This is a genomic window from Shouchella clausii (assembly GCF_002250115.1).
GTDB lineage: Bacteria > Bacillota > Bacilli > Bacillales > Bacillaceae_D > Shouchella > Shouchella clausii.
In genome coordinates, this window is record NZ_CP019985.1 from 1,559,060 (window position 1) to 1,583,134 (window position 24,075).

The 24,075-nt window shown below is 44.9% G+C and carries 21 protein-coding genes; 13 read left to right on the forward strand and 8 right to left on the reverse strand.

Going from position 1 to position 24,075, the window contains the following annotated elements:
- Nucleotides 1-139: 139 nt before the first annotated feature.
- From BC8716_RS07495 to map, 4 genes are all read left to right on the forward strand, one after another.
- Entirely contained in the window at nt 140-1,342 is a 1,203-nt protein-coding gene (locus BC8716_RS07495; protein ID WP_094424553.1) for a class I SAM-dependent rRNA methyltransferase, read from the forward strand.
- Nucleotides 1,343-1,346: 4 nt separating this feature from the next.
- The gene (locus tag BC8716_RS07500; RefSeq protein ID WP_094424554.1) at nt 1,347-3,539 is read left to right on the forward strand and encodes a DNA topoisomerase III; all 2,193 of its coding nucleotides are present in this window, start codon (nt 1,347-1,349) and stop codon (nt 3,537-3,539) included.
- Nucleotides 3,540-3,735: 196 nt separating this feature from the next.
- A complete protein-coding gene (locus BC8716_RS07505) occupies nt 3,736-5,076 on the forward strand; it encodes an alkaline phosphatase (RefSeq protein WP_094424555.1) in 1,341 nt (446 codons plus the stop codon).
- Nucleotides 5,077-5,278: 202 nt separating this feature from the next.
- A complete protein-coding gene (gene map, locus BC8716_RS07510; RefSeq protein WP_094424556.1) occupies nt 5,279-6,022 on the forward strand; it encodes a type I methionyl aminopeptidase in 744 nt (247 codons plus the stop codon).
- Between the two features lie 199 nt (nt 6,023-6,221).
- On the opposite strand, the gene floT is transcribed toward map, so the two are convergent.
- Together floT and BC8716_RS07520 are read right to left on the reverse strand one after the other, a co-directional pair.
- Nucleotides 6,222-7,679 carry a flotillin lipid rafts scaffold protein FloT gene (gene floT / locus BC8716_RS07515; protein ID WP_094424557.1) on the reverse strand — a complete coding sequence of 486 codons (1,458 nt, stop codon included), beginning with the start codon at nt 7,677-7,679 and terminating at the stop codon, nt 6,222-6,224.
- A gap of 13 nt (nt 7,680-7,692) precedes the next feature.
- Nucleotides 7,693-8,211: an NfeD family membrane protein gene (locus tag BC8716_RS07520; RefSeq protein ID WP_094424558.1), complete on the reverse strand. Its 519-nt coding sequence runs from the start codon at nt 8,209-8,211 to the stop codon at nt 7,693-7,695.
- Nucleotides 8,212-8,382: 171 nt separating this feature from the next.
- Between BC8716_RS07520 and BC8716_RS07525 the strand changes: the two genes are divergently transcribed.
- On the forward strand, nt 8,383-8,751 hold the full coding sequence (locus BC8716_RS07525) for a hypothetical protein (protein WP_094424559.1): 369 nt from the start codon (nt 8,383-8,385) through the stop codon (nt 8,749-8,751).
- Nucleotides 8,752-8,804: 53 nt separating this feature from the next.
- Here BC8716_RS07525 and BC8716_RS07530 read toward each other — a convergent pair whose 3' ends face one another.
- A complete protein-coding gene (locus BC8716_RS07530; RefSeq protein WP_094424560.1) occupies nt 8,805-10,322 on the reverse strand; it encodes an FAD-dependent oxidoreductase in 1,518 nt (505 codons plus the stop codon).
- Between the two features lie 169 nt (nt 10,323-10,491).
- Between BC8716_RS07530 and BC8716_RS07535 the strand changes: the two genes are divergently transcribed.
- From BC8716_RS07535 to cshA, 3 genes are all read left to right on the forward strand, one after another.
- Complete coding sequence (locus BC8716_RS07535; protein ID WP_094424561.1) at nt 10,492-10,905, forward strand: disulfide formation protein C; 414 nt, start codon at nt 10,492-10,494, stop codon at nt 10,903-10,905.
- A gap of 15 nt (nt 10,906-10,920) precedes the next feature.
- On the forward strand, nt 10,921-11,388 hold the full coding sequence (locus BC8716_RS07540) for a thioredoxin family protein (protein ID WP_094424562.1): 468 nt from the start codon (nt 10,921-10,923) through the stop codon (nt 11,386-11,388).
- Between the two features lie 285 nt (nt 11,389-11,673).
- Entirely contained in the window at nt 11,674-13,152 is a 1,479-nt protein-coding gene (gene cshA / locus BC8716_RS07545; protein WP_094424563.1) for a degradosome RNA helicase CshA, read from the forward strand.
- 87 nt (nt 13,153-13,239) lie between these two features.
- Here cshA and BC8716_RS07550 read toward each other — a convergent pair whose 3' ends face one another.
- On the reverse strand, nt 13,240-13,716 hold the full coding sequence (locus BC8716_RS07550) for a GNAT family N-acetyltransferase (protein WP_094424564.1): 477 nt from the start codon (nt 13,714-13,716) through the stop codon (nt 13,240-13,242).
- 200 nt (nt 13,717-13,916) lie between these two features.
- Here BC8716_RS07550 and BC8716_RS07555 point away from each other — a divergent pair, with 200 nt between their 5' ends.
- Together BC8716_RS07555 and glnA are read left to right on the forward strand one after the other, a co-directional pair.
- Nucleotides 13,917-14,384: a DUF4064 domain-containing protein gene (locus BC8716_RS07555; protein WP_094424565.1), complete on the forward strand. Its 468-nt coding sequence runs from the start codon at nt 13,917-13,919 to the stop codon at nt 14,382-14,384.
- 156 nt (nt 14,385-14,540) lie between these two features.
- A complete protein-coding gene (gene glnA, locus BC8716_RS07560; protein ID WP_011248774.1) occupies nt 14,541-15,899 on the forward strand; it encodes a type I glutamate--ammonia ligase in 1,359 nt (452 codons plus the stop codon).
- Nucleotides 15,900-16,234: 335 nt separating this feature from the next.
- On the opposite strand, the gene BC8716_RS07565 is transcribed toward glnA, so the two are convergent.
- The 4 genes from BC8716_RS07565 to pdxR all read right to left on the reverse strand — a co-directional run bounded on the left by BC8716_RS07565 (nt 16,235) and on the right by pdxR (nt 20,937).
- Nucleotides 16,235-17,221 (reverse strand): fatty acid desaturase family protein, encoded by a 987-nt coding sequence (locus tag BC8716_RS07565; RefSeq protein WP_094424566.1) that lies wholly within the window; start codon nt 17,219-17,221, stop codon nt 16,235-16,237.
- 48 nt (nt 17,222-17,269) lie between these two features.
- Complete coding sequence (locus BC8716_RS07570; protein ID WP_094424567.1) at nt 17,270-18,478, reverse strand: trans-sulfuration enzyme family protein; 1,209 nt, start codon at nt 18,476-18,478, stop codon at nt 17,270-17,272.
- 52 nt (nt 18,479-18,530) lie between these two features.
- A complete protein-coding gene (locus BC8716_RS07575; protein ID WP_157730372.1) occupies nt 18,531-19,238 on the reverse strand; it encodes a B3/B4 domain-containing protein in 708 nt (235 codons plus the stop codon).
- A gap of 223 nt (nt 19,239-19,461) precedes the next feature.
- Complete coding sequence (pdxR, locus tag BC8716_RS07580) at nt 19,462-20,937, reverse strand: MocR-like pyridoxine biosynthesis transcription factor PdxR (RefSeq protein ID WP_094424569.1); 1,476 nt, start codon at nt 20,935-20,937, stop codon at nt 19,462-19,464.
- 118 nt (nt 20,938-21,055) lie between these two features.
- Between pdxR and BC8716_RS07585 the strand changes: the two genes are divergently transcribed.
- The 3 genes from BC8716_RS07585 to hutH all read left to right on the forward strand — a co-directional run bounded on the left by BC8716_RS07585 (nt 21,056) and on the right by hutH (nt 23,873).
- Nucleotides 21,056-21,787 carry an AzlC family ABC transporter permease gene (locus BC8716_RS07585; RefSeq protein ID WP_094424570.1) on the forward strand — a complete coding sequence of 244 codons (732 nt, stop codon included), beginning with the start codon at nt 21,056-21,058 and terminating at the stop codon, nt 21,785-21,787.
- Nucleotides 21,778-22,107 carry an AzlD domain-containing protein gene (locus BC8716_RS07590; RefSeq protein WP_094424571.1) on the forward strand — a complete coding sequence of 110 codons (330 nt, stop codon included), beginning with the start codon at nt 21,778-21,780 and terminating at the stop codon, nt 22,105-22,107. Before BC8716_RS07585 ends, BC8716_RS07590 begins: the two co-directional genes overlap by 10 nt.
- A gap of 263 nt (nt 22,108-22,370) precedes the next feature.
- The gene (hutH, locus tag BC8716_RS07595) at nt 22,371-23,873 is read left to right on the forward strand and encodes a histidine ammonia-lyase (RefSeq protein WP_094424572.1); all 1,503 of its coding nucleotides are present in this window, start codon (nt 22,371-22,373) and stop codon (nt 23,871-23,873) included.
- Nucleotides 23,874-24,075 lie beyond the last annotated feature (202 nt).

Genomic DNA, 24,075 nt, shown 5'->3' on the forward strand with positions numbered 1-24,075 from the left:
AGTGTCCGCCGAAAGGAAGAGCGCTTCATTCCATTGATTGGCCTTAACTGAAGTCGACAAAGCCAATTAGTCAGAAGCCTTCCCTCTCAAACAGCTTATCAATTTTGTCTATGTTATACTACTTAAAAGAGGTGAGCAAATGAAAGCCTACGAGCAAACCGTTACGGTTAGTGATAAAGTAGCTGTTCGATTAAAAAGGGGATACCCCCTTTTCCATAAAGATGATTTTCACTTGCCTGCTGACGTCCGCGAGGGGATGATTCTTCGCGTTACAGATGGTGGCGGCCGTTTTTTGGCGCGTGGCTATTACGGAAAACAGAATGTCGGCCAAGGCTGGGTGCTTTCCACTAACAAAAATGAGCCGATTGACGCCCGTTTTTTTAAGGGGAAAATTGAAACGGCTTTAAACAAAAGGGCTGGGCTTTTTGTCAATGAAGAGACAACCGCATTCCGTGTTTTAAATGGGGAAGGAGACGGAGTCGGCGGACTTACGATTGACTATTATGAAGGGTTTTTTGTAGTAACGTGGTACAGCAAAGGCATTTATTCATTTCGCAGCCAAGTTCTTGAGGCGCTTACTGCGTGTACGGCCTACAAAGGCATCTATGAGAAGAAACGTTTTGCTAGTGAAGGCCAATATGTCGAAGATGACGATTTCGTTTGTGGCGAGCGAGGCCAGTTTCCTTTGCTTGTTAAAGAAAATGGCATGTATTTCGCTGTTTATTTAAATGATGGACCGATGACGGGTATTTTTCTCGACCAGCGCCACGTAAGAAAACGGATTCGTGACCAATACGCGCCTGGAGCACGGATGTTAAACCTTTTTTCCTATACAGGTGCTTTTTCTGTCGCCGCTGCGCTTGGCGGGGCAGCTAACACGACAAGCGTTGACCTTGCCAACAGGAGCCGTCCGAAAACAGAAGAACAATTTTTAATTAATGGCATTGCCGTTGAAGATCAGCATATTGTCGTCATGGACGCATTTCGCTATCTATCCTACGCTGAAAAAAATCGGCTTGAGTTTGATTTGGTAGTCCTTGACCCGCCTAGCTTTGCCCGTTCAAAAAAACGGACATTCAGCGCGGCAAAAGACTACACGCTTTTGTTGGAGAAGGCGCTGTCGGTAACAGCGCCAAACGGTATTATTGTGGCCTCCACCAATGCTGCCAACGTTGAATTGAAGCGTTTTAAACAATTTGTAGAACAGGCATGCACAGCCAAAAACTGCCGCTATGAACTGCTTGAAGAACAGCGGCTTCCAGAGGATTTTGCCACTTCGCCGGCCTATCCTCAAGGACAATATTTAAAAGTGCTCATCATCAGAATAACGGGCAAGGAGTGATTGAATGAAGAAAAAAGCAGTATTAGCCGAAAAGCCGTCTGTAGCCCGGGACATTGCCAGGGTTCTTGGATGCAATCAAAAAGGAAACGGTTATTTGGAAGGAAACGGCTATATTATCACGTGGGCGCTTGGCCATTTAGTAACACACGCAGATCCTGAGCATTACGGCAAGCAGTATAAAACCTGGAAGCTAGAAGAACTGCCGATGTTGCCAAAACGCCTGGAACTTGTCGTTATCAAACAAACAGCGAAACAGTTCCATGCTGTTAAGCACGTATTAAACCGCCAAGATGTAGGAGAGGTCGTAATTGCGACTGATGCCGGACGCGAAGGGGAGCTCGTCGCCCGCTGGATTTTGGAGAAAGCCCATGTCAAAAAACCTGTAAAACGATTATGGATTTCGTCCGTTACGGATAAAGCCATTAAAGATGGATTTAAACAACTGAAAGACGGCAAACGTTACGAAACGTTATACGCTGCAGCAGCAGCAAGAGCCGAGGCAGATTGGTACGTCGGAATTAACGGAACAAGGGCATTGACGACGAAGCATAACGCCCAGCTGTCCTGCGGCCGTGTGCAGACGCCTACACTTGCCATTCTAGCTGACCGGGAGGAAGCGATCCGCAAGTTTGTGCCAAAACCGTACCACACCATTTCGGTCGAAACGAAAGACGGTGTCACATTCCGCTGGGCGGACAGGCGCTCAAAAGAGGAACGGATTTTTGACGAAAAGCGGGCGAACATGCTGCAAGAGAAGCTGCAGCAGTCTGCCGTTGTCATTGATTCTATCAACGCAAAAACAAAAAGGACGCCTCCACCGCCTCTTTACGACTTAACGGAACTGCAGCGCGAGGCAAACAAGCGCTTTGGCTATTCGGCTAAAGAAACGCTTGCTGCTTTGCAACGTTTGTATGAACAACATAAAGCGATTACGTATCCGCGCACAGATTCGCGCTATCTTTCTTCTGATCTAGTCGAAACGTTGAAAGAACGCCTCCATGCCGTCGATGTCCAGCCTTTCCGCAAAATGGTAGCAAACGCCAAAAAACAAGGGCTTGCTAATGCAAAACGGCAAATGGTCAACGATGCAAAAGTGTCGGACCATCACGCGCTCATTCCAACGGAACAACCTCAGAGCGCAAGCGCAATGAGCGACAAGGAAACAAAGCTGTATCATTTAATTGTACGCCGTTTTCTGGCAAACTTTTTCCCACCAAGTGAATCAGAGTTAACGTCAGTAGAAGCGACGGCAAACGGAGAGCTGCTCCGGGCCAAAGGCGAACGCCTTGTGTCTGCTGGCTGGCGCGGACAGGAAACAGGTGAGGAAGACGAAGCGTTGGCTCGTTTGTTGCCAGCTATGAGCAAAGGCGATAAAAAGGCTGTTAAATTTGTAGGCATGACACAAGGCAAAACTAGCCCACCGCCTCGTTTTAATGAGGGTACGTTATTAGCGGCGATGGAAAAACCTGCCCAGCATATGGAAGCGAAAGATGAGACGATTAAAAAGACGCTTGCACAAGCTGGGGGAATTGGGACAGTAGCGACGCGGGCCGATATTATTGAAAAGCTTTTCTCTAGCTTCTACATTGAAAAGAAAGGCAAAGATTTATATATCACTTCAAAAGGCAAGCAGCTGCTTGAGCTTGTTCCGGCTGAATTGAAGTCGCCGGCACTTACAGCAGAATGGGAGCAACGGCTCGAAAAGATTGTCCAAGGCAAAGAACAAAAACAAGCGTTTATTGCAGAAATGAAGGAATACGCCAAAGCCGTTGTCGCCCAAGTGAAAGCTGACACAGCCACTTTCCGCCATGACAACAAAACAGGGGAAAAATGCCCTGAATGCGGCAAATTCCTCCTCGAAGTAAATGGCAAAAAGGGCAAAATGCGTGTATGCCAAGATCGGGAATGCGGTTATCGAAAAAACATTGCAATGACGACAAATGCACGCTGTCCAAAATGCAAAAAGAAACTTGAACTTCGCGGTGAAGGCGAAGGCCAAGTGTTTGCGTGTGTTTGCGGCCACCGCGAGAAAAAGGCGCAATTTGAACAACGGCGCAAACAAAACAAACATAAAAACGTATCAAAACGAGAAGTGCAGAACTATATGAAGAAGCAAAACAAGCAAGACCAGTTTGCGAATTCAGCGCTTGCCGACCAGCTTGCTAAGCTAGGCCTCGGAAAAGGCGACGACTCGTGATTTGATAAATATTAAGCCCGTATGCAGCGAAAAAGCATGCGGGCTTTGTTGTACTTCTGTTTTTACATAGTTCAACCACTGCCTCGTCTCTTTAGCCAATCTTTACGAATGTTAACGGTTTATTTGCGGTTGCTTTACAACGGGCCTTTATACTTACAAATGGAGATTATTCTTACCCTAATGGGAGGCGAAAAGCATGAAACGTTCAAAGAAATTGGCAGTGGCAGGGCTGGTTGGGATCGTGTGTCTTGGAGCGACCTACACGGCAGCATTTGCATCAGACAGTGGGGAAGTAGGAGAAGGCGGCAATCAGCCTAGCAGTGGACAAGCCAAAAATGTCATCTTTTTAATTCCTGATGGCTTTTCGCAAGGCTATACAAACAATTACCGTTTATACAAGGAAGATGGCGAGCCTATTTGGGACGAACGCAACATGCTGCGCGCCTTCGTGCAAACGCACTCGGCAAATGCAGAAGTGACCGATTCAGCCGCAGCAGGCACTGCTTTAGCAACCGGGGAAAAAACGAATAATGGCATGATCGGCGTAACCCCTGATGGACAAACATTGTCGACAATTCTTGACTCGGCGAAAGAAAACGGCAAGCGCACAGGACTTGTGGCGACATCAACGATTACACACGCGACGCCTGCCGCTTTTGCTGTTAGCGTAGAGTCACGGAACAGCTACACAGAAATCGCCTCGCAAATGGTCGCAAACGATCATATCGATTTAATGCTTGGCGGTGGCCGGACGGAATTTGTGCCTGAAGACCAAGGCGGTATTCGCGAAGATGGCGTTGATTTAATAAGCGAAGCAGAAGAAAAAGGGTTTGCATTTGTAGAGACAGCGCGGCAATTAGCGAACTGGAATGGCGAAGAGGATCGCCTGCTTGGCTTGTTTGCTGAAGAAGCGCTGTCGCCGGCAGCTAATAAACGGACCGACGAGCCTAGTTTAGGGGAAATGACCGAAAAAGCAATTGAGTTCTTATCAAAAGAGGACAATGGGTTTTTCTTAATGGTAGAAGGCAGCCAAATTGACTGGGCTGGACACGCCAATGACGCCTATTACGCCATGACGGATACGGCCGCTTTTGAAGAAGCAGTCGAAGCGGCGGTCGATTTTGCCGATGAAAATGGCGAGACGCTCGTCGTCATGGTCGGTGATCATGATACAGGTGGGATGGCCGTCCATGCCTCGGAGGAGGGAGATCCGTCTAAGCTTCATAGTGTCTCTGCATTGGGCAGCGATATGGCTGCTGAAGTCGAACGGAATTATAGCAACTTAAAAGAAGTGCTTGAAACATACACGGATTTTGAATGGACAGAAGAAGAACTAGATCAACTGAAAGAAAGCGACTCACTGGAATTAGCGATCAATATGGCCATCAGTGAAAAAGCAGGCGTAGCCTGGTCGTCGTTAGATCATACAGGGATTGATGTGCCATTGTACGCTTACGGCGCCGGGGCAGAACGGTTTAGCGGCACGATCGACAACACCGAAGTGCCGAAAATAATGAAAGCAGCACTAGGGATTTAATCCAGTTGGTTTTTAAGCCGGGAATAGCATTATTAAAGGAAGAGGACGCCGACGGCGCCTCTTCCTTTGTTAATGCAGCTGCCACCTCATTAAACAAGCAGATACGAAGAACCCAAATGAAACGCCCAGAGGGACATAAGGCTCTTTTTCGAGTATACTGGAAGTAAATTTGAGTTAAATGACAAATACTGGAGGTTAAAACGTGTCCATCGAATCAGAACACGATCTCATCGCTCTACAGAAGATTGGCCGTATTGTGGCAATGGCCCGTGAAGAGATGTTGTCCTCTGTCCGGGCTGGAATTACGACGGCAGAGCTTGACCGCATCGGCGAAAGGGTGCTGGATGAGCATGGAGCTGTCTCCGCGCCTTATATTACCTATGGTTTTCCGGGAACAACTTGTATCTCTGTAAATGAGGTAGCTGCCCATGGCATCCCAGGCCCGCGGGTGCTGAAGGAAGGGGATGTCGTTAATATTGATGTGTCGGCGGAGCTGGGCGGATATTATGCTGACACCGGGGCAACGACAGTGGTAGGATCTCGTTCGCCGCACAAGGAAAAGCTATGTCAGAGCTCGCTTCGTGCGCTGCAGCAGGGCCTTAAGAAGGCCAGGGCGGGTACGAAGATCAGTGGCATCGGACGGGCGATTCACAACGAGGCTCGCAAAGATGGCTTCACTGTAATCCGCAATTTGGCCGGGCACGGCATTGGCCGCAAGTTGCATGAGATGCCAGACGGCATTTTGAATTACTATGATCCACGAGACAACAGGTTGCTCACGAACGGACTGGTGCTCGCAGTGGAAACTTTTGTATCGGACGGAGCGGAATTTGTAGATGAGGGTGCTGACGGTTGGGGGCTGCTGCTGCCGGACAATCACTACGCTGCACAGTTTGAGCACACGATTGTCATTACCAAAGATAAGCCGCTGATTTTAACAGCGTAACGTTGTCATGGAGCTTAATCCATTCAAGAAAACGGTTGCCCTTGAAAGAAAGGGCAGCTGTTTTTTAACGAAAAGGCCAATAAATTCTTATCACTAAAAAGCTTGCCGGTATTCTCAAGAGGGAGTCGCCGGCAAGCTTTCGTTGTTGCTTTTTATGGTGCGTAAATCCCTAAAGCATTCAAACCAATGGAAGGAGTGTTTATTTCTTCGATAAGTTTTCAACTAGCTCTTTTACATCAATGCCGCTAGATGCTTTTAATGATTCTTGGAGGCCAGCCATTAAATCAGTTGCGTAGCCAGTTACTTTGTTAGCGCCGCTCCCTTGGCCGCCTGCGCCGGTATCGACAACGGTAATCTTATCGATGTTCGCGAGCGGTGCTGCTACTTCGCGAGCGTAATCAGGGAGCATTTCGATTAACATGCTAAGTTTAGCAGCCTCTCCGTATTTTTCAAACGCTTCGGCAATTTTTTCTTTTGCTTCCGCTTCTGCAAGACCTTTAAGGCGAATGACTTCTGCTTCGGCTTCCCCACGTGCTCGTTCTGCTTCCGCTTCGGCCAGGCCGTCTACGCGGATACGTTCTGCTTCCGCTTTCGCCATTGCTTCGACACGGTATTTGTCGGCGTCTGCTTCAGCGAATTGCCTGCTTTTTTGGGCGGCTGCCGCTTGCTCGACGGAATAACGGTCGGCGTCTGCTTTTTTCTTCACTTCTGCGTCATACTGCCGTTCGCGGCGGGCAATTTCTTTTTCTTCAAGCTCGATTTGCTTTTGCCGTTCAATGATTTGGATTTGCATTTGCTGTTCCGTTACCTCTTGTTTTGAACGGGCTTCTTGTAAGTGGTAGGCTTGGTCCGCTTGCGCTTTTGCTTGTTCTTGCTCGCTGCGGTACGCAGCTACTTTCAATTGGTTATTCTTTTCTGCCTCAGCAATTTCAGTGGCACGTTCAATCTCGGAACGCTGCGCCTCCATATTGGCGTTTGCCTGGCGGATGCGCGTTTCTTTATCGGCTTCAGCAGTGGCAATGTCTGCATCACGCTTCACTTGGGCAATGCGCGGTTTTCCGAGTGATTCTAAGTAGCCGTTGGTATCCCGTAAATCTTTAATCGTAAATGATACAATCACAAGTCCCATTTTGGCCAGGTCTTGAGAAGCAACTTTTTGCACTTCTTGTGAAAACCGTTCGCGGTTTTTATAAATTTCTTCGACAGTCATCGAACCTAGAATCGAGCGAAGATGCCCTTCAAGTACTTCTTTTGCTTCTTGTTCCCGGTCATCCCGAGTTTTGCCGAGGAACTGTTCTGCTGCTGTCGCAATTTCGCCAATGGAGCCGCCAATTTTAATGATGGCGGTACCGTCGGCGATGACAGGCACGCCTTGTTCGGTATAAACTTCTGGTGTTTGTACGTCGAGTTTGCTCGACAAGAGTGAAAGTGGTTTTGCTTGCTGGAATACAGGCATGACGAATGTTCCGCCGCCTCTGACAATTTTAATGCGGTTCCCAGCCTCATCCATGTTCACATTTTTGCCGCCAAGGTAACTGCCTGTGACAATCAATGCTTCATCAGGGCCTGCTGTTCTGTAGCGAGTTACGAACACGCCAACAAGCACAGCAAGAATAACAAGGACAATTCCAATAATAATCATGATTTCTACTGCCATTATATACCTCCAATTAATCAAGTAATGGATCTGTTAATTCTGAGACGTAAGCGATATTGTTTTCGATTTTCATAATGACCGCCGTTGCCCCTGCGGAAATCGGTTTCCCGTCCATGCTTGTGGCCGTTTTGGCAATGGTGCCGCTGTCGAGGCGAACGACGATTTCGCCAAAGCCTTCCGCAGGGATCGAGAGAATGATTTCGCCGTACTCCCCTTCTAGATCTTCCTCGCTGTATGCCGTCGATTCCTCCGTATGCTGTAGCGGAGTTAAAATAAATAAGTTAAATAAAATGGCAAGCATAGAGGCGACGACTAGACTAATGCCTGCGCTAACCACGCTGGATAAGGGCGAAAACTTTTCCAGTAAGTATGCACTTGCACTAAAAAAACTAATGGTCGATAGCACAAATGCCGGTGAAAGCCAACTGTCAAAAATGGCAATGCTATCAAAAATATCTGAAAGCAGGACATAAATGATCGTTACACCTCCGCTTACAAGCAAAACCGTCAGATACAGCGTATCTAGCTCCATGAGCTGCCCTCCTTTCTATTCTTTATTTATAATGATATACGAAGTGCTTTTGGAAAAGGTTTCAATTTTTAAACAGCGAACGGTTCCTTACTAAAGCATAGTTCCTATGCCTTGTTCATATACTTGAATGTAATGTGTTGGATTTATTGCCAAGTGGGCAGGTGAGGGCAAATGCCAGAAAGGGATGAACAATTAAGGGAAGAGGAAGCAAGGCGTTCAGAAGAAACGCTTCGATTTGCTGAAGATCTGATTTACTATGCTGCGATTCTTGGCGGAATTGCGACGGCGATGGATCTTGTCGGCTTAACAATTGCCAGAGAGGAAGCGCGAAAAGCAGAAACTGAAGTGGAGGAGGAATTGGAGACGCCGTTTCCGCAACAGCCGCCAGTTGGTTTTACTGAGCCAAGGAATAATGGGAGAGACGGGCAAAGCACAGAAAACCAGTCTAGTATGCAAAGGAAAGTGGAAAACATGGAGCGCGAGATGAAGCAATTACAATGGCAAATGAAGCGGATCGAAAGCATGCTTCATCGTCGTTAAAAGGATGATGAACGTAAAAAAGCCATTTAAGGGAGGCATCCCTTAAATGGCTTCTATTCTTTTTTTCCAAGTGGTTTTTTGGCAGGCCCTTCAATGACATCGCCTGTATAAGAAAAACGTGAGCCATGACATGGACAATCCCATGTATTGTCTGCGTGGTTCCAATTTACTTCACAGCCCATGTGGGTGCACGTTGTATCGACGAGGTGGAGTGTCCCGTCTTTATCGCGGTAGGCGCCTACTCGTTCGCCGTCTTTGTCAATAACGGCTCCCTCCCCAGCTTCAAGTTCCTCAACATGTTCAATATCCTGATGTAGTTTTCCACGGATCAAATGTTTAGCCACGTCTGCATTTTCTTTTAAAAAGGAACGGATGCTTGGATCGGCATGGAACCGTGATGGCTTAAATAATTGGCTGTATAAGCTGTTGCCGTCCACAATTAAATCGCACAAGACGTGTGCTGCCACAGCCGAATTGGTCATGCCCCATTTCCTGAATCCTGTAGCAATGAGCACATCCGGTCGGAGGGCGGACAATTCTCCGATATAAGGGACTTTGTCAAGTGTAATCAAGTCTTGTGCCGACCATTGTTCTTCTTGTGTAAATCCTTCTAACGTTTTGGTCGCGAATTGTTTGATTGCATCGTAATGTTTGAGCGCATTCATCCCTTGCCCCGCTTTATGCCCTTCTCCGCCAACTAAAATCATTTCTTCGCCGTTTATTGTGGCGCTGCGAAGAGAACGGCTTGTTTGGTCTACGCTTAAATACATGCCGCCAGGCCAAGGTTTTGCGCATGTACCAGCAATGACGTAGGATCGATCTGCCCGCAAACGTGTCATGTACAGGCCGCCGCCGTCCACAAATGGGAAGTGTGTTGCCGAGACGACTTTTTTAGCCGTTACTGTCGCTCCGCCCCTCGTTTGAATGGCCGGGCGTTTATCATTGCCTTGAACGACTTTTTCACAAACGGTGTTTTCGTAAATCAGGCCGCCTTTTTCGCTTATTTTTTGGCATAAATAAGCCATATAATGCAGTGGGTGAAATCGCGCTTGGCCCCTTAATTTAAGGGCAGCGCGAATTTCCAAGGAAATAGGCAGAGACGTAAGCCACTCCCCTGGAATGTCGAGCTGTTTGTAGGCTTCTAATTCCCGCTTGAGTTTATGCTCCCCATGGTGAGTAGTTGCATAAAGATAGTGGTCTTCGTCGTGAAAATCACACTCAATGTTATGATTGTTGACGAGATTGCGCATCCAGCTAATCGCTTCATCTTGCGCTTTGTAATAAAGCTTCGTTTGCTCTTTGCCGATATGGCTCAATAATTCATGGTAAATCACATCATGTTGGGCTGTGATCTTTGCAGTTGTATGACCAGTTGTGCCACCACCAATTTTAGTTGCATCTAGTACGGCGACCTTTTTGCCTGCTTCTGTTAGCAAATAAGCGGTCGTGATCCCGGTCAAACCGCCACCGGCAATGGCGACATCGACTTCGATATCTTCTTGTAAAGCGGGGAAGTTAGGGAAATCTACTTTTTGCCAAACAGATCCTAAATTTAATTGTTGTTCACTCATTTTTTCGTCCTCCATTTTCTTGTCTGTTATCACTATGGTCATGTTTCCAAGATTTTATGAGCAAAAAGGGCTATTTTTAGTTTTGCGAAATTCGCCATTTGCAACATTGGCTTGTCTGAGCTACTCTTTAAGAAAAGAAATAGAAAGTGAGTTTGAGAAAGGAGACGCTGTGAAAAAACAAGTTGAAAACGGCCTTTTATTCGCATGGGTGACGGCCTTGATCGCAATGCTTGGCTCGCTGTATTTCTCTGAAATTCGCCAGTTTGAACCTTGCGCTCTTTGCTGGTATCAGCGGATTTTAATGTATCCTCTAGTTGTCCTTTTAGCGATTGGCATCATTCGCAAAGACTCAAGTGCCGCGATTTATTCTGCTGTTCTTGCTGGCATTGGCTTCTGCATATCGGCTTACCATTATTCGATTCAAAAACTTCCAGTCCAGGAAGGCACTGTTTTAGGGTGCGGGTCCGTCCCATGTACAGGAGAATATATTAATTGGCTTGGCTTTATAACGATTCCTTTTCTTGCTGGAACTGCCTTCTTGATGATTTTTTTAACAAGCATGTATATCATCCGAAACCGCTAGGAGTGAGACAGACGTATGAAGAAGTTACTGATTATTGGCGCAGGCGTATTAGCGCTGTTCATTGTACTCATCATTATTCAAACCGTTAATAACAACAACCGTGTAGCAAATAACGACCTGTATGATAAAGATGACTTAAACGCGGCAACAATTGACCAGCTGAACGATGAAAATTACCAAAACATTATTATGCCTGATGCATTGGCCGAAAAACTTGAAGCGGGAGAAGATGCAGTTGTTTACTTTTTCTCTCCTACTTGCCAGTATTGCAAGAAAGCAACACCAAAATTAATGGATGTTGCCGGAGAAGAAGACATCCATATTGACCAATTCAATGTGCTAGAGTACGATGATTCCGCTTATGGCATTGAATATACGCCAACGCTTATTTACTTTGAAGACGGCAAGGAAGTCAACCGGATTGTCGGCGACCATACAGAAGATGAGTTTCGTGATTTTCTCGAAACGACAAAAGCGCAGTAGCATGTGATCAAATCGTTTTTTTGGGTGGCAATCGCTTAAGCCGCCCTTCTTGTTGTCTTCACTACTCTTGCATCCATATTCTGTTTATGGTATGATATTTTTTTGAGAACAACGGAGCGCCTTTTGTGCGGTATGCGCTTAGCGATAGTGCGTCTATGTAAGAAAGCAATTGATCATAAGGCTGTCTCGATGTTGAAAGCGAGCCTAGCGACTGGCTTTTTGCATCCAGGCAGCCTTTTCTAAGTACGAAAGGCGTTCAATCTATATATAGGGAGTTTTTATCACTTGGCAAATTTTGAACAATTTGGCTTGGATGCTTCTGTCGTCCAAGCAGTAACGAATATCGGCTTTACGGAAGCCACGCCAATCCAACAAGAGACGATTGAGCTCGTACTCGCAGGCAAAGATGTGATTGGCCAAGCCCAGACAGGCACTGGCAAAACAGGTGCGTTTGGCATTCCATTAGTCAATCGCATAGACCCTAGCAATTCTCTTGTCCAAGGTCTTGTATTGGCGCCAACGAGGGAGCTTGCCAACCAAGTCGAGCAGGCATTGCGTCAATTTGGACGTGTCAAAGGAGTACGCACAACCGTCGTATACGGCGGTGAAGACTTTGGCAAACAAATCCGTTCTTTGAAACAGCGCCCACACATTATTGTTGCTACACCTGGGCGTTTGCTTGACCATATGCGTCGTAAAACAATACGCCTTGAATCGATTGAGACGGTCGTATTGGATGAGGCGGACGAAATGTTGAACATGGGTTTTATCGAGGACATTGAAACGATTTTGGCGGAGACACCTCAAGAAACACGGCAAACATTGCTTTTTTCAGCAACAATGCCAAAGCGGATGGAATCTCTTGCCAGCAAGTTTATGAAAAACCCAACACGGATAGCTGTGAAAGCAAAAGAAGTTACAATGGAAAACATTGCCCAGCAGTTTATTGAAGTCCATGAACGGGAAAAATTTGATGTGCTCTGCCGCCTAATTGATCTAGAGACGCCTGATCTTTCCATTGTGTTCGGACGGACTAAACGGCGCGTCGATGAGCTAGCGGAAGCTCTTATTAAACGAGGTTACCGGGCTGAAGGGTTGCATGGCGATTTAAACCAAGCCAAACGTAACAGCGTCTTGCGCAAATTTAAAGAGGGTTTAATCGATGTCCTCGTTGCTACCGACGTTGCAGCACGTGGCCTTGATATTAGCGGCGTTACACACGTCTTTAACTTTGATTTGCCTCAAGACCCAGAAAGCTACGTCCATCGTATCGGCCGTACTGGACGAGCTGGCCGTTCTGGCATTGCGATTACGCTTGCGACAAAACCAGAGCGTGAGCACGTCAAATTGATTGAAAGTGTCTCGAAAAGACGGATGACTCAGCGGCCGAAGCCGACATATGAGGAAGCGCTTGAAGGTCAAAAACAGTCAACTTTAAACGAACTTCGTGAATTGGCTGCAAAGGGCGAGCAAGACAGCTACCGAGTAGCAGCCAAAGAACTGCTTCAAGAAACAGATGCAGTCACGGCCTTAGCGGCAGCGTTGAAGTTGTTAACGAAAGAACCTGACCAAACGCCAGTGAAACTTACAAGCGAAGCGCCACTGCGTACGAAAAAGCGCCACGGAAATGGGGGCCGTGATGGCCGCCGTCATAATGATCGCGATCGTCGCCCTTGGGGGCAAAAACGGGGCCGCGACGGACGGCGCAGCGGTCATCAACGGAAGTGGGCTTCATCGAACAAAGCAGGCAAGCGCTTATCGTAAGTGCATAAGAAGAAGGTCAATCACAATGGCATTACATGCATTGTTGATTGACCTTCTTTTATTAAGGCAAGTTGTCTATTCACACAATTAGCGAAACGAGAGGGGCCGCGCCCATTGCTCTTCGGTTAGTTGTTTATTTGACAACAGTCGAACTCTTGTTTCTGTAAGTTCAAATCCATTTCGTTGATAGAGCTTTCGTGCCGCTTTGTGATCACTATTTGTCCACAGAATGATGTTCTCAAAGCTTGTTTCCTTACAAAACGCAATCGCTGTTTCTAGCAACTCCTGTCCGTAGCCACACCCTCTTGTGGAAGGGTCAAGGAGAAACAAACCGAGTTGTGCTGTCTCATCGCTCGCCTCTTTTATACTAATTGAGCCTTTTTGTTTGCCGTTAATCTCTAGGATCCAAATGTTTTCTCGACGATTGGACCTGTCCATAAACCCCGTTACACTGTCTGCAATAAAATCACGAAACGATAAGTCATATTGAAATTCTCTGTTATATAACTCGTAATGTGACTGAATAATGTAATCTTTGTCCGCTGGTCTAAATGGTCGTATCATCGTATCCCTCTTTATGTTGATGGTCTTTACTGTTAGCCTATCACTAAAAATAGAACGAGACAAAGGGTTTCCCGTTGCTTCTTTTCAGATGGTCGATTATTATATTTTTGGCGGGGAACATGGTACGATAAGGATGAAACAAATAGACGAAGACATACGTATAACCTATGTAACTAACTAAATATGAAAGGGTGTCAAACATGGTGAAACGAACTGGCGAACGTGTTCTTGGCATTATCGGAATAGTGTTGTTTATGCTCGGAACATTGTTTTTAGGAGGCGCTACGGTACTCCAAGGCCAAGGCTTTTATGAAGACTTTTTTATGGAAATGGCCAATGAAGATAGTGAGCTATGGGAAGGGCAAGAAAACCCGCCTACAGTCAGCGAAGAAGATGCTGCTGCGACGTCTGCGTTTTTTGAAGACCTCAATTTCGGGATGTACACGCTTGCTTCCTTTATAGCGGGAGTTGCAGGGATTGTTGCTGTTGTCCTTGTTGGCAAAAAGCCCGTGGTGGCAAGCATTTTGTTTTTAGGGTCTACACTTCTTTATGCGATCATGGCCGCCTTTACGCTTGCATTCATTATCCCATTCTTGCCAATGCTGTTGTATATTATTGCTGGAATTATGGCGCTTGTGCGCAAACCAAAACAGCCAGAGTTGAGCTGACAGCAAAACCATCCAATTTGGATGGTTTTGCCATTATTATCTGAATATTAGTGTGTCAGATAATCTGACAAATCGATTGCATAAAGGGTAGTGTCGTCATAAAGTAGAAAACAAGAAAAAGATGAACTGTTCATCTACTTTAGGGGAGTGTTAGAGATGACGACACAAGCGCCAACTCGCGAAAGCTTAATTGAGACGATCCGGGAAACGATTGAAAAGAAAAATGTCGAGCTGCTTCATATGCAGTTTGTTGATCTTGAAGGCATGCTCAAACATGTGACGATTACGGCAGAGCAATTGGATCAAGCTGTGAACGGCAAAACCATGTTTGACGGTTCTTCGATTACAGGTTTTACGCCAATTAACCAATCAGACTTGTACTTGTCCCCCGACTTGACGACGTTTGCCGTTCTTCCTTGGACGGAAGAAGAAGGCTACTCAGAAGCACGTTTTTTATGCAGCGTGAAAAATCCTGATGGCTCTGATTTTGAGGGCGATCCACGGAACATTTTAAAAAAAACGGTTAAGCGTGCAGCCGACAAAGGCTACTCGATTAGCGTAGGCCCAGAGCTTGAGTTTTTCCTTTTCGACACGGATGAACATGGCGAACCGACGATGCGCACTCAAGACGCTGGTGGCTATTTTGAACCTTCTCCAAAAGACGACGGTGAAAAAGTGCGCCTCGCTATTTACAAAGCACTGCGGATGATGGGCTTCACGATTGAAGCTTCTCACCATGAAGTGGCAGTCGGTCAGCATGAAATTAATTTTAAATATTCGGATGCATTAGGGTCTGCCGATGCAGCAACGACGTATAAATGGGTTGTAAAAACAGTTGCGAAACAATTTGGCCTCCACGCTACATTCATGCCAAAACCACTTGGCGGAGCAAACGGAAACGGCATGCACGTCAATATGTCGTTGTTCGATATCGAAAAGCAAGAAAACAGTTTCTACAATGAAGACGATAAAAATGCGCTTTCCAAGACGGCCTATCACTTTATCGCGGGCTTGCTTGACAACGTCAAAGACTTTGTGGCAATAACAAATCCACTTGTTAACTCATACAAACGCCTTGTTCCAGGCTACGAAGCACCATGTTACATTGCTTGGTCTGCTTCCAACCGTTCGGCGCTTGTCCGCATCCCGGCTACGAGGGGCCCTGGCACTCGTGTGGAAATCCGTTGTCCAGATCCGTCCGCAAACCCTTATCTTGCTTTTGCGGTTATCGCCTCTGCTGGATTGGACGGCGTTGAGAACGAAATCGAATGCCCAGCGTCTGTAGATGCGGATATTTTCAGCATGTCTTCCGCGGAAATTAAGGAGCGGGCGATTGAGAACTTACCTACAAGCCTTGAAGATGCGATTAATCGTTTTGAAACAGGGGCCATTGGCCGTAAAACTCTTGGCGATCATGCGTTTGAAGAATACATTGAATTAAAACGCAGCGAATGGGATGACTTCCGTACGAGTGTGCATCCTTGGGAAGTTGCCTCTTACCAAAGCAAGTTTTAATTTGCCAATAGGGGAGCAATGGGCTCATTCCAAATCAATCCCGCACCACGCAAGCAGTGGTGCGGGATTTTTGTGTCCAATCGATTGCTGAAACATATAGTAAGAAGCCGCACAGAGGGATTTCACGTACTGAGAAAGGATGTAAAGTGGAAGACGTCTACTTCTATATATCAATAATAACAATAGAATAAGGAATGAAACATATCGTTCCATTCCTCAATAACATCTTTTTCGCGAGCGCTTTTATGTCTATTGTCTGCTTGTCCAGCGAGGCAGTTTAAGCGTAGGTGATCTTGTCGACTTACTGAGCCACTAACGTCCAATTTATAGTACGCTCATTCTGCTTTTTTAGTTGGCCGATTTTCTCGGAAACGTAATCCGCAAATATCCTGAATGACACTATAGAAACCCGGTAAAAATGATTTAAAGAAACCGGTACAATGATGCGCTTCTCTATAGCTCTCATTCTCCATTAGGATCGTGTGCGCTTTTTTTAAACGATAATGGGGAACCGCTGGAAAGAGATGATGAACCAAATGATAATTGTCGTGATGAGGATGGAGAAAGAAACGTTGGATTGGGTTCCCAAACGTGTTTCTGCTTGAATACAGCTCATGCGTGTTTTTTAAACCTGAATGTTCAGCCATTTCCGCCCAGTAGCGTATAATCTGAAATGTGGTCAATAAAGGAATAAACCAAAATAGGAAAAGCTCTAACCAAAAATCAAATACCACACTTAATAGCACGATAACTGGCCAAAATAAAAACTTCGCGACTTTTTCCGAGAGTGGTTCTTCTTTTGTCAAAATATTAACTTTAATGGTCCCGTAAATGTATTTAGGGACGTGGATTAACGTTAACGGTTTTAAAACATGTCTAAGGACAAATGTCCGAATGTCGTCTTGTGGTTTATCTAACCCCATTAACGCATATCGTTTCGTATCTGGATCTTTTTGCTCATGCCATAAATGACGATGATGCAAATAATGGGATTGACAGTAGGCAGTAAACGAAGTAAACACCGGAAAAGCTACAAAAAAACAGGCAATCCATTTATTCATTATTCTATTCTTAAATAATTGAAAATGGCTAGCCTCATGCATAAGATTGTCAAATGCCCTCATTCTACTTCCTATGATGGCTATAGATATTAAATACACCCACCACATAGGAAATGTTCGAACTAACGCAATCGCTCCAATAATGACAAGCCAGTCAAAAGCAATTGTGAACAAATTCCGCCAGTTATCTCGTTCCTGGAGGGCTCTCACTCGATCTTTAATATCTTTTGAAAAAGTAGCTTTTTCCAATTTGTGTTCCATTCCTTTTCCTCCTCTCACTGCCAATTTCACATGCGTGTCGTCAATGCCTTATATTTTATCAAGCGCTTGGGATAAGTCGTCTCTTATATCTTCATATTCTTCAATTCCGACAGAAAACCTTATCATGCCATCTGTAATGCCGCCTTTTTCACGTTCTTCTCTCGGCAATAAATTATGCGTCATCGACGCTGGATGGGTAATGGTGCTCGCATACCCGCCTAAACTGACAGCCATCTTGTTTAGTTTCACGTTTGAAATCAAGCCAAGCCCGCCATCCATACCATCTTTAAGTTCAAAACAAATCATGCCACCGCCGCCAGTCATTTGTTTAGTAGCTAGTTTGTATTGAGGATGGCTTTCAGAAAATGGATAAAACACTTGTCTAATTTTCGGGTGTGTCTCTAGAAATTGAGCTAATTTCAACGCGTTTTCGTTATGCTTTTCCATCCTTAGCCCAAGAGTTCGAATACCTCTACATAGCAGCCACGCTCCAAAAGGGTCTAGGTGCGGACCATGGAAGGAATATTTATGGCGAACTTTATCGATCAACTCCGTTGAACCAGCACATACACCCGCTACAACATCAGAATGCCCACCTAAATATTTTGTGGCAGAATGGACAACGATATCCGCCCCATGCTTCAGCGGTTTTTGATTATAAGGTGTAGCAAATGTTGAATCGACTACAAAGACTGCGTCGCTTTGTTCATGAACGAGTGCAGCTACTTTAGAAATATCTACTAAACTTAAAGTGGGGTTGGCTGGGGTTTCAGCAAAAACTAACTTTGTATTCGGTTGAATCGCCTGTTTGTAGTTATTGATGTCACTAGAATCAATAAACGTGACATTAACAGATAATTGCTCTGCTAAAGACTCATGTAATATTTTCGTTTCAGAGTAACAGTTATGAACAGCGATAAAATGATCTCCTGGATTTAAAAACGCATGTGTAATCATGGAGATAGCACCTAATCCAGAAGAAGCACAAAGCGCATCGTCTGCTTCTTCTAGTGCAGCGATCAAAGCTTCTAACTCACGTTCATTCCTGCTCCCCCACCTTCCATAAAATTCATCTGCCTTAATGTCTGCTGCACGAACCGCACCTTCTGAAGTAGTCGGGAATTCGAAAGCAGTGGACTGACAAATAGGGGGACTTAAATGGCCTGATTTATTCCAATGATCCCCTCCGTGTGTACAGGCTGTTTGAAATCCTAAACGAGTTTTGTTTGTTTCTATTCCAGTAGCGATAGGTTTCATGATCTTTAGCTCCTTTTCAACTTTGGGATATAGTAGATCGCATCGTAAACGGTTAAAGTTGGTACACCGGCTTTTGTTTATCCAAACTGAAGAAATCGATTGTAACGTCGTTATTAGAAAAATCACTTATTAGTTTGGATAAATCTGTTAATGCCAATTTTGCTCTGTTATCGCCCCCTTGTATTTGGTCAACAAAAAAGACAACATTTTTGGTCTTGTCCGTAATTTGAGTATGATCAGCATCCCGGTGGTTCCAATAGACACATAAGATTGATCCTGCATCTGAATAGGCAACCACTTTTTCATCTATTCGTATAGGTTTATCACCGCCTATAGGAAGCATTTCTTCGCCTTTTCTCCCATACCTTAAAGAAATACTTCCGGTAATTTGGTCGAGATCATATCCTCCCATGCACAAACAATGCTTTAAAGATACAGCATTGTAGGCATCTACCAACTTATTGATACCGAACACCTTTTTTCCTTTAGAGACTCTTTTATATAAACTTTCAAATGAACACAATACTTTGCTCGGTTTAACTCCCATATCACTGTAAATAGATCTCCAGTTTTGTATCTCACTCTTTGCTAACGAGTCATCTGTGTCTTCATGCTGATAAACGGCATGATTCATGTACCTTTCGAGTTCCTCCGATTTGTCTGTTTTTGTATCAATCCCTTTTACCGCCAATCCAGAAATGGTTACGTCTGGGTAGCTTTTGAGCACTTCATCGGAAATAGCGATCTCTAAGTTAGCCAACGCGTTGTCCTCCATTTTCAGTTAAGTTGTTTTAGCTCAGGTAGACTATTACTAATTTATCAAAATGTCATATAGTTCTATCTTCTATCATTCTAGTATTTATTAGGTATAACAGTATAGTTTGATGTATAACAGTTAAAAAACGTTCCTTTTTAGCATGTTTGCTACTGGATACACGGCAAAAAAAGCCATTCGGTGACTGAAAGTCTACAGAATGACTTGGTTAAACAAGAGGCATGTTTGATTCTTCATGTCGTTCTTCAATAAAAGTCGTAAAAATTTTACAAAGTGTCTTGATGCCAGTTTCTAATAATTGATCCTCTACAGCAGCAAAACACAACCGCAGATGATTCATGGCAGGTTCTTTAGGGTAGCAAGCAGATCCAGGGAGAAAGGAGATGCCAAATTTCTTTGCTTCAAACAGCATTTCATTGGTATCGACCCAAGGGGGCAGCGATATCCAAATATTGACTCCTCCTTTTGGGACAATCCACGTTACTTCCTTCGGGGCATATACAGTGAGAAGGTCGATAACACGATCCCTTCTTAATTTTAAAGCGATCCGCAGCTTTTTTACATGCTCTTTCATTCGATTCGAACGTAAAAAAGACAGTACCGCCTTTTGGTTTAACAAAGGAGTACCTAAATCGCTAATGGTTTTGGCGGCTATGATTCTGTTCAAATTCGTACCTGAAGTAGCCATCACCCCAATTCGACATCCTGGGGACAGTGTTTTGCTTAATCCTTTCAAATAAATCACATGACCATACTCATCTAGGCTTTTTATTGGCAGCGGGGGTTTACCGTCAAAATAAATTTCACTCCAAGAATCGTCTTCGATCACAATAATCTCGTTTGATTGCGCAAAATCAAGCAGTAGTTGCCGTCGCTTTTTACTGAGCAATGTTCCAGTTGGATTTTGAAAAGAGGGGATTGTATAAATCACCTTTGGTTTATTTTTCAATGATGGCAGTAAATCCACTCTCATTCCGTTCTCGTCGACTGGAATCGATACAATCGATGCCCCTCTGCCTCTGAATACGTCAATTGCCGCCGAGTAAGTAGGAGTCTCGGTAACCACAATGTCTCCTGGGCCAACAAAACTACGGGCAACAATATCAATGCCTTGTTGCACCCCATTCGTAATGACAATATCGTCTGGTTCAATCGCTATCTTTAAATGTTTTAAATAAGCTGACATTTCTTTCCTTAGTGTGATGTCTCCTCGTCCTTCTCCATAAGTAGAAAGTATATAAGGTTCCTCAGAAAGGATTCTTATTGTTTCTTTTATGAGGTAACGGTTCGGAAGTAAGTTGGGCCATATCTTAGAGGAGGAAAACTGGATTTTTTCTTTCCCTGTATTAAATTGCATGTACTGAGCACGTGGCAAGTAATCAGTAACCGTTAATTGCCAATCATAAGATAGCAGCTTTTTTTCGTTTTCCGTTTTGCTTGCCCCGCTATTTTTTCGGACAAAAGTCCCTTTTCCTTGGACTTTTTCGATCAACCCTTGTTTCTCTAAATGGTTATAAGCTTTGTTTGCAGTCATAAGACTTACCCCAGTTTGTTCTGCTAGTTTACGGACAGATGGTAACTTGCTTCCTTCTTCGAGCAAGTTGGAGCGAATCCGGTCAGCGATGTTCTCTTGAATTTGTTGGGCAATCGGTATGTCAGAATGCCGATTTATTTCTATTTTCAAAAAAACACCTCCATCTGTTATGTGTGTTTATTTACTGTTATACAGTCTTATTCTAAAATTAGTTTAAATGAATTGTAACATATAACAATTAACAGGTGGAGGAAGTGGAGAACAAAAAATGAAGGCGGAAACAAAAGAAAATCCTTGGCAGTCTACAGAAAAAAAAGCAGCATTTATGGATGGCGTCTATGCGTGTGTACCTACATTGTTAGGTTATTTAAGCATTGGTTTTGCTGCGGGTGTCGTTGCAAAAACGGCAGGTTTAAGTGTACTTGAAATTACATTAATGTCGTTATTTCTCTATGCTGGTTCTGCACAATTTATTGCTGCAAGCATGATCGGAGCTTCCTTTTCAGTCATTGCCATTGCGATTACGATTTTCTTTATAAACATTCGCCATTTGTTAATGACTGCTGCTTTAGCACCTTATTTAAAGAATCTTTCTATCGGGAAGAATATATTGATTGGTGCACAAGTAACAGACGAAACATTTGGCGTAGCAGCAAACCGTTTACCAAATATGAACGGAAACCGGTTTTATTGGATGCTTGGGCTAAATATAACAGCTTATATCAATTGGGTATTAGCAAATGTGCTAGGAGGGCTATTTGGTGAACTGGTCACGGATATAAGCGCATTAGGAATCGACTTTGCTTTGCCTGCCATGTTCGCGGGTTTATTAGTATTGCAAATGATCAGTCGTTCGAAATATGCCATTGATTTAACCGTTGCCTTGCTTGCAATTGCATTGGTGATTGGTGTTCATTACTTGATCCCAGGAAGCTGGTCGGTCATTATTGCAACGTTAATTGCGACGACTATTGGGATGGTGATAAAACAATGGAAATAAATTCGTATATTTTATTGGTCATTATAGCCACAGCACTTGTTACCTTTATCCCACGAGTCCTTCCATTAGTTGTCCTTACTAGAATGGAGTTACCAGCGTGGTTATTAAAATGGCTTGATTACGTGCCTATAGCGATTATTGCTGCATTACTAGGTCAAGAAATCTTCATTAATCAAGAGGGGAATATATCCTTTTCGTTGTATAATTTAAACATTTACGCCATTATACCGACTTTTTTAGTAGCGATCATTTCCCGTAGCTTATTAGCCACTGTTTTATCGGGGGTGTTCACCATGATGGTCTTGCAATATCTTTTTTAGTCTGTCGACTTATGGTGAAGCATTTCAGTTACCATCCGAAGCACGCTATTTTCTACCATTGACAATTGGACCATGTAAGCATAAACTGTATCCTAATAGTCGGAACTTTTGGAGAGGATCTTATGGCGATGCCACAGAGGCTCAATTCCATACATCGCCTAGCCTGTCATGTAGGGCACAGAGGCTGCCGCTTTTTGAAATCACCGGATTTCAAAGCGGCAGCCTCTTTTTTGTGGCCTTTAGTCTAATAGAGGGGTGAAGATATGGTTATTTTAACAGGGCGTTCGTTGACGCTGGATGACATGGAAGCGATTTTGTACAAAGGGGTGAAGGTAGGCTTAAGCCAATCGTGCATTAACGAGATTGAAGCAAGCCGTCGGGCTGTTGAAAAGATCGTCCAAGACGGACGAACCGTATATGGCATCAATACGGGGTTTGGAAAGTTCAGTGACGTTCAAATTGCTGCTGCCGATACTGAAGAGCTTCAACGAAACTTAATCTTATCCCATGCATGTGGGGTAGGCGGTTATTTTTCCGATGAAATTTCCCAGGCAATGATGGTGCTGCGGGCTAATGCACTCGCAAAAGGGTTCTCCGGCGTCCGATTAGAAGTTGTGGAAATGCTGCTCGAGTTGATCAATAAAGATGTATATCCGTGTATTCCTTCACAAGGGTCGCTCGGGGCGAGCGGCGACTTGGCGCCATTATCCCATTTAGCCCTTGTGTTAATCGGAGAGGGAGAAGTCCGTTATCGCGGCGAGTGTATGAGTACTGCATCGTGCTTTGCTAAACTCGGTATTCAACCTCTTACGCTGCAAGCGAAAGAAGGGTTAGCCCTCATAAACGGCACACAAGCGATGACAGCCGTCGGGGTTGTCGCTTACTTAGAAGCAGAAAAATTGGCGTATCAAGGGGAGCAGATTGCTGCGGTGACGATGGAAGGGCTTCAAGGCATTATAGATGCTTTCGATCAAGCCGTTCATGTTGCTAGAGGCTACCAAGAACAAATAGACGTTGCTGCACGGATGCGGCATCTTTTGCAAGGGAGTAAATTAACGACTAAACAAGGGGAGAAACGGGTTCAAGATGCCTATTCCCTTCGCTGCATCCCCCAAGTTCACGGCGCCGTTTGGCAAGCGCTCGGCTATGTAAAGGATAAGTTGCTTATTGAAATGAATGCCGCGACAGACAATCCTCTTTTGTTTGATGAAGGGGAGAAAGTGATTTCTGGCGGTAACTTTCATGGCGAGCCGATTGCGTTTGCGATGGACTTTCTTTGCATTGCGATGGCGGAGCTTGGCAATATTGCAGAGCGGCGCGTCGAACGACTCGTCAATCCACAGCTGAATGATTTGCCGCCATTTTTAAGCCCGGCTCCTGGGCTCCAGTCAGGGGCGATGATCATGCAGTATGTTGCAGCCTCCCTTGTCTCAGAAAATAAAACGTTGGCGCATCCAGCAAGCGTTGACTCCATTCCATCCTCGGCCAATCAAGAAGACCATGTCAGCATGGGGACCATTGCCGCCCGCCATGCTTTGCAGATTGTCGAAAATGTACGCCGCATATGCGCAATTGAAGCGATTTGCGCGCTGCAAGCTGTTGAATATCGAGGCATAGCGGCGATGGCTCCAGCCACAAAAGCCTTTTTTGTAGAGGCGCGCCGAGTTGTACCAACGATTACGGCTGACCGAGTATTTGCCAAAGATATTGAAGCGATGGCGCAGTGGCTTCACCATGGGGGAAAAGCAGCAGCAGTGCCGAGTTAAGAGGCGAAAAAAAGAAGCAGGGATGGAGCCCTGCTTCCAGACTGTAGGCAAACGCTCGCGTACGTCGTCGTTTGCCTCACTCATATGCTTGAAACTGTCGTATCATGCGCAAGAAAACCGCTGCTCATGAACCCACGTTCTATTTGCATCTTTCCTCGGCTGCACTCCTCGTCTGACAAGCGCTTTCTATCAGTCTGAATGA